Source organism: Robiginitalea sp. (genome assembly GCF_049588695.1).
Taxonomy (GTDB): Bacteria; Bacteroidota; Bacteroidia; order Flavobacteriales; family Flavobacteriaceae; genus Robiginitalea.
Map to the genome: position 1 here is coordinate 1 of NZ_JBAVZJ010000084.1, position 1,983 is coordinate 1,983.

Annotated in this window: 3 protein-coding genes; all 3 read right to left on the bottom strand. The window is 49.6% G+C overall.

Annotated elements, in window-relative coordinates; all coding sequences use genetic code 11:
- A partial coding sequence (locus WBV75_RS01740; protein WP_424118933.1) for an ATP-binding cassette domain-containing protein occupies positions 1–705 on the bottom strand: 705 nt, incomplete at its 3' end.
- Positions 706–743: 38 nt separating this feature from the next.
- Positions 744–926 carry a CAL67264 family membrane protein gene (locus tag WBV75_RS01745; RefSeq protein ID WP_424118934.1) on the bottom strand — a complete coding sequence of 61 codons (183 nt, stop codon included), beginning with the start codon at positions 924–926 and terminating at the stop codon, positions 744–746.
- Positions 927–999: 73 nt separating this feature from the next.
- The coding region (locus WBV75_RS01750; protein WP_424118935.1) for a Gfo/Idh/MocA family protein at positions 1,000–1,983 on the bottom strand (984 nt) is incomplete at its 5' end.

Below are 1,983 nucleotides of genomic sequence, written 5' to 3' on the forward strand. Positions count from 1 at the left end.
CGCCACATTATCCAGAAAATAGCGGTCGTGGGTCACCGCAATGACGGTTCCTTTATACTGGGCAAGATGATGTTCCAGCCATTGTACTGATTCGGCGTCCAGGTGGTTTGTCGGTTCATCGAGTAACAGTACATCAGGTTCCTGCAGCAGTAATCTGCACAGGGCAACTCTGCGGCGCTCTCCCCCCGAGAGCACGGAAATCTTCTTGTCGGATTCCGGGGTTCTCAGGGCATCCATTGCCAGGTCGAGTTTGGAATCCAGCTCCCAGGCGCCAGAGGCGTCGATCTGATCCTGCAACTTGGCCTGTTTCTCCATGAGCTGCTCCATTTTATCCGGATTTTCATATACTTCCGGAAGCCCGAACTGCTCATTGATCTCGTTGTACTGGTCTAAAATGGCAACCGTATCGGCTACCCCTTCTTTGACCACTTCGATCACGGTCTTATCCGGATCCAATTGGGGCTCCTGTTCCAACATCCCCACCTTGAATCCCGGAGCGAAGACCACATCACCCCTGTAATTCGTATCTGTTCCTCCGATAATCCGCAAAAGGGTTGATTTCCCGGACCCATTGAGCCCGAGAATACCAATCTTGGCCCCGTAGAAAAAGCTCAGGTAAATATCCTTAAGAACGGGGGTATTTGAGTTTTTATAGGTTTTAGTCACTCCGGACATGGAGAAAATAACCTTTTTATCATCAGCCATAAACGCTATATATCAAATGGATTAAACTTGTGAGCTGCCTACAATCGACCTTTTAGGGCATTAAATACCCAGGCAACCGCAAAAAACCCAATACCTACAGAGGCGAAACCCCAGCCGGCGACATCGTCATAACGGAAAGCCCCGAGGCAAATGAGTCCTACCCCTACAAAAATCATAATAAATGTAGCCCAGGCAAGTACCGTATTCTTATTCATTCCCATGGTTTCATCAGTTTGGTAAGAAAACAAATATCGTAAAATTTAAGGCAATTCCCCCTTTCCTCAGGACAGGTATTTACCCCTTGGGAAAATGGATATCCGCCAGGCCGCGAACCCGATCCAAAAGGGAGTGAAGAGCCAGGCTATCTGCCCAGGACCAGAGGTCACTCTCCTGCTCCCCAGCCTTGAGGCAGCGGTGAACCTCCTCAATCTCATAAAAATATCCGGATCCTTTAAGGGGCAGGGCCACCTCCTCGATTTCTTCATCCTTTTGCCATTGAATATGCTCCGTATGATGCCAGGGTGGACGCAATAGTGCACTCCCCAATTCACAGGAGACCTCCGCTTTCATCTCACTGCGGGAGGAAAATCCACTGTATAAAACAGCCATCGCCTCATCGTAATCAAAAATCATCGCGATTTGTTTCTCGGCACCGGTGGTATGAAAATGAGCCGAGACTTTGATGTCCTTCGGAATACCCAGAAAGAGATACGCGAGAAAAACCGGATAGATTCCAATATCCAAAAGAGATCCCCCGGCGAGTGCAGGGTTCAGGAGGCGACCTTCGGGATCCCGGTCCAGGGCGGGAAACGCAAAATCAGCCCTGAGATAGGAAATCGCTCCGAGTTCGCCGTTTTTTACAAGGCTATATACCTGTTGAATACTCGGATTAAAACGACTCCACAGCGCCTCCATTAAGAACAAACCTTTTTCCGCCGCGAGTGCCGTCATTTGCCGAACCTCCGAGGCGTTAATGCCAAGCGGTTTTTCACAGAGTACGTTTTTACCTCTTTCCAGGGCTGCAAGGGTCTGGGCGTGGTGAAAACTATGGGGTGTGGCGATATAAACTACAACAACCTCGGGGTCTTCAAAAAGCGCCTCATAGGTATCATAGGCCTTTCTCGCCCCGTATTCCTTAGAAAAATGCAGGGCCTTGTCCGAATCGCGGGAGGCCACAGCCACCAACTCTGCCTCGGATGACAAGGCCAGGTCCCCGGCAAATTTGCCTGCGATATTGCCCAGTCCTACAATTCCCCATCCAATCTTTTTATTCATAAG